At 67.6% G+C, this 4,230-nt stretch carries 4 protein-coding genes, 2 tRNA genes and 1 pseudogene; 2 read left to right on the top strand and 5 right to left on the bottom strand.

Annotated elements, in window-relative coordinates:
- A partial coding sequence (locus tag ACOADB_RS15375) for an ATP-binding cassette domain-containing protein (RefSeq protein WP_378600266.1) occupies positions 1–781 on the bottom strand: 781 nt, incomplete at its 3' end.
- A gap of 1 nt (position 782) precedes the next feature.
- On the bottom strand, positions 783–1,853 hold the full coding sequence (locus ACOADB_RS15370) for an ABC transporter permease (protein ID WP_378600264.1): 1,071 nt from the start codon (positions 1,851–1,853) through the stop codon (positions 783–785).
- Between the two features lie 239 nt (positions 1,854–2,092).
- Here ACOADB_RS15370 and ACOADB_RS15365 point away from each other — a divergent pair, with 239 nt between their 5' ends.
- Positions 2,093–3,337 (top strand): cytochrome P450, encoded by a 1,245-nt coding sequence (locus tag ACOADB_RS15365; RefSeq protein WP_378600261.1) that lies wholly within the window; start codon positions 2,093–2,095, stop codon positions 3,335–3,337.
- On the top strand, positions 3,334–3,546 hold the full coding sequence (locus tag ACOADB_RS15360; RefSeq protein WP_378600259.1) for a ferredoxin: 213 nt from the start codon (positions 3,334–3,336) through the stop codon (positions 3,544–3,546). Before ACOADB_RS15365 ends, ACOADB_RS15360 begins: the two co-directional genes overlap by 4 nt.
- A gap of 46 nt (positions 3,547–3,592) precedes the next feature.
- On the opposite strand, the gene ACOADB_RS15355 is transcribed toward ACOADB_RS15360, so the two are convergent.
- The 3 genes and pseudogenes from ACOADB_RS15355 to ACOADB_RS15345 all read right to left on the bottom strand — a co-directional run.
- Positions 3,593–3,665 (bottom strand) — tRNA-Glu (locus ACOADB_RS15355).
- Positions 3,666–3,777: 112 nt separating this feature from the next.
- A tRNA-Gln gene (locus tag ACOADB_RS15350) sits at positions 3,778–3,849 on the bottom strand.
- 56 nt (positions 3,850–3,905) lie between these two features.
- Positions 3,906–4,230: pseudogene (locus ACOADB_RS15345) on the bottom strand (CPBP family intramembrane glutamate endopeptidase); the annotation flags it as partial.

Here is a 4,230-nt window from a genome sequence, read left to right as displayed (position 1 = left end):
GGACCTCACCCTCGCCACGCTTGCGCAGCTCCTCGCCGCCGATCATCGAGCTGACCAGGTCGTCCTGGGTGATGTCGGCGACGTTCCACGTCCCGACGAGCGTTCCGTCCTTGAGCACGGTGACCCGGTCCCCGATCGCGAAGATCTCGTCGAGGCGGTGCGAGACGTAGATGACGCCGAGCCCGGCACGACGTACCCGCTCGAGCGCAGCGAAGAGGGTCGCCACCTCTTCACGCGGCAGCGACGCGGTCGGCTCGTCGACCACCAGCACCCGGGCGGCCTCCCAGTCCCACAGAGCGCGCGCGATCGCGACGCCGGTGCGTTCGGCAGCGCCGAGCTCGACGACCGGGCGAAGGACGTCGAACCCGTAGCCGAGGTCGGCCATCCGGCGCTCCGCGTCGCGGCGCTCGGCGTCCCAGCGGATCCGACCACCACGCGCTGTGGTCACCTCGCGGCCGAGCATGAGGTTCTCGACCGTGTTGAGGCTGCCGACCAGTCCCAGGTCCTGGTGGACGAACCGGAACCCGGCGTCGTGCGAGTCCGCCGTACGGGCCAGGTCGAGCTCCTGGCCGGCGAGCCTGATCTCCACACCCGGGTCGGGCTGGTGGAAACCGGCGAGGATCTTGATCAGGGTCGACTTCCCGCAGCCGTTCTGCCCGATCAGCGCATGGATCTCGCCGGCACGAAGATCGAAGTCGACGTCCCGCAGCGCCCTGGTGGACACGAAGGTCTTGGAGAGCCCCCGAATCGTCAGGACGGGCGCGACCTGCGCGGTGGTCATCTCAGGCCACCGACCCGGTCGCCTTCGAGGTGCGCAGCTTGCGCACCACCGGTCGGCTGGCGACGGCGACCGCGATGATCAGCGAGACGCCCTGGAAGACCGGCTGGCTCCAGACCGAACCCGAGGCCGTCGTCAGCGCGAGGCCCTGGATGCCGAAGGCCAGGGCGAAGTAGGCGATCAACGTGCCCCAGACGTTGGGACGCTGGGAGAGCTGGGAGGCGCCGAGGAACACCGCGGCGACCGCCGGGAAGAGGTAGCCCGGACCGATGCTCGCGGAGAACACCGAGCTCTGCATCGAGAAGATCGCCCCGGCGATGCCGGCGATCACGCCGCTGGCGATGAAGGCGCTCCACAGCACCCGTTCGGTCGGTACGCCGGCGAGGCGCGCGGCCTCGCGATTGCCGCCGGTGGCGAGCAGGTGGCGACCGATCGAGGTGAACTCGAGGACGTACCACATCACCAGGGCCAGCAGCACGAGCATGTAGACCACCCGGGGAACACCCAGCAGGTCCCCGTTGCCGAGCTCGGACCAGTACTCCGGGAAGTCGCCGATCAGCTGGGTGTTCTTCGACATCAGCAACACCACGCCGGTGAGCACCTGGCTCACCCCGAGCGTCGCGATGAACGAGTCGACGTGCAGCTTCACCACGATGAAGCCGGACACGGCGCCGGACAGGGCGCAGGCGAGCAGGGCGATGACGACGGTGACCGGCGCCGAGAGATCCGTGTTGAGCGACAGGAACACGATCGTCCCCAGCGACAACGCCATCACCGACCCGATGGACAGGTCGTACACACCCGCTGTCAGGGGCACGAGGAACGCGAGCGCCAGGATGCAGGTCACCACGCCCGAGCGGAAGATGAGGGTGAAGGTGACCTCGGTCAGGAAGGTCTCGGGGCGCAGGGCGCCGAAGAGCACGATGAAGACGCCCAGCAGGTAGATCGCACTGATCCGCCGCGGCGCCAGCTTGCCCAGGATCAGACGCGGACCGATCGCGCGGCGCGGCGATCCGTCGGGCTCCGGGGTGATGACCGGCGCCTCGACCGAGGTGACCTGCTGTGTCGGTGTCAACGCTGTCTCCTTCGGAACGCCCGAGTCGGGGGTAGATCCGAAACGTAGAACTGAACTGAACTCGTGTCAAGCATCACATTTTGCGAAGCCCCGACCTCGCCCCCGGGCGGCGCGGACCGAAAAATCCATCAGATCGAGTCATTGCGGAGCGGTGTGAGCGGGATTACATTTGCCTGCGTAACTGAACCAAACTCAGTTTGCCCGTTCGCGGTGTCGAGCGGTGGAGAGAGCGAGGAACCATGACCGACCTGGCAGCCGAGCGCGTAGCCACCAAGCCCCCAGGTGTGCCGACCGGATGCCCGGTCATCCATCTCGATGCGTCACCCCCGCTGGAGGCGGGCAGCCACTGGCAGCTCGCCAACGAGCTGCGCGAGACCAGCCCTGCGTTCTTCAACACCCACGCACAGGGCTACTGGGTCTTCACGCGGTACGACGAGGTGCGCGAGATGTACCAGCACCCGGAGATCTTCTCCAGCGAATCGATCACACCCTGGGAGCCGGAGCCGGCCTACCGGTTCGTCCCGACCCAGATCGACCCGCCCAACCACGCGAAGTACCGCCAGCTGATCAGCAAGTGGTTCGCCCCCAACGCCGTCAACCGGGTGAGTCCGCAGGCGCACGAGATCGGCCAGCGCCTGGTCGCCGAGCTCGCGGCTCGCGGTGAGTGCGACTTCGTGACCGACTTCGCCATGCGGCTGCCGACCGAGATCTTCCTGACGATCATCGGCGTCCCGAACTCCGACGCCGACCTGTTCGTGCCGTGGGTGGAGGACTTCTTCGCCGGCTTCGGCGGCGACCTCGAGCAGCAGCAGGCGATGGGCGCTGCCCTCGGCGGAATCCGGCAGTACTGGGTGGCCGTGCTGGAGGCCCGGCGCAACGAACCGCTGCTGGACAACGACTTCGTGTCGCTGCTGATGCACAGCACCATCGACGACGAGCCGCTCGGCGACGACCTGGTCCTGGACATCCTGACGGTGCTCGTCCTGGCCGGCCTGGACACGACCCGCGGCCAGCTGGGCTATCTCTTCCGCCACCTCGCGGAGAACCCCGACGACCGGCGCAAGCTGGTCGCCCAGCCCGAACTGATCCCCTCGGCCGTCGAGGAGTCCCTGCGCCTCTACACGATCGTCTTCGGCGACGGCCGCAAGGTCGCCCAGGACACCGAGTTCCACGGCTGCCCGCTGCGCAAGGGCGACATGGTCTACGGGCTCGTCTCCGGAGCCAACCGCGACCCCCGTGTCTACGACCAGCCCGACGAGTTCATCGTGGAGCGCAAGTCCAACAACCACCTCGGCTTCGCCGGTGGACCCCACCGCTGCCTGGGCGCCCACCTGGCCCGCATGATCATGCAGGTCGCCGTCGAGGAGTGGCTGCGGGTCATCCCGGAGTTCTCGGTGGCGGGCGGCGAGCCACTGATGGAGCGCGGGGGCGGGGCCATGATGACCTTGCTGACACTGCCGCTCACGTGGGAGGTCGAGGCATGAAGCTCACGATCGACGCCAACCTGTGCCGCGGGCACGGGCGCTGCTACAACCTGGCGGAGGACCTGCTCGAGGACGACGACGACGGCTTCGTGACCGCACGGGGCCAGACCATCGACGTACCCGCCGACCAGGTGGAGGACGCAACCAACGCGGCCGGCTCCTGTCCCGAGGGAGCCATCACCCTGCTCGAGGTCGAACGCGTGTCGTAGGAAACGCAGAAGGGCCCGGTCCAGTGGACCGGGCCCTTCTGTGTTGTACCCCCGACCGGATTCGAACCGGCGCTAACGCCGTGAGAGGGCGCCGTGCTAGGCCGCTACACAACGGGGGCTTCCTTGTCGCTCGCGGTCCTTGCGGGCCACTGACAACGACGTGAACTCTAGCGATCGTGCTTCTGCTGGGCCAAATTCAGGCCCCGCTTCAGCGGCTCTCGAAAGAACTCGCTGGCCTACTAGGACTCGAACCTAGAATAACTGGACCAGAACCAGTCGTGTTGCCAATTACACCATAGGCCACTGCAGAACTGCTTGCTCTCAGCCCGTTTCCCGAGGGAGCGAGCCGAGGGGGAACATTACACGCGGCCCTGCCGGGCCTCCAAAATGGCCCCATCCCCCGGGCCTTCGGCGCGGTTGGCGAGGCCCATCCGGCGGGCTGCCCACAGGGCGAGTCCCAGGTAGACGAAGGACTGCGTCAGGGTCACGGGGATGGACCACCAGGTGCCGCCGGACGGGTGCAACGCCTCGGTCATGTCGCCGAACGACAGCGCCAGCCCGAAGGCCAGGAAGTTGTTGAGCACGTGCATCGCGATGCCGGCTTCGAGGCCGCCGGTGAGCAACACGAGGACCCCGGCCACGAGCCCGAAGGCGAAGCGGTCGAAGAAGGTCGGCAGGTCCTGC

The organism is Nocardioides sp. CPCC 206348, assembly GCF_048654705.1.
In the GTDB taxonomy this organism is placed as follows: domain Bacteria; phylum Actinomycetota; class Actinomycetes; order Propionibacteriales; family Nocardioidaceae; genus Nocardioides.
Note: the sequence above shows the minus strand (reverse complement) of the source record. Positions and strands in the feature narration are given on the sequence as shown.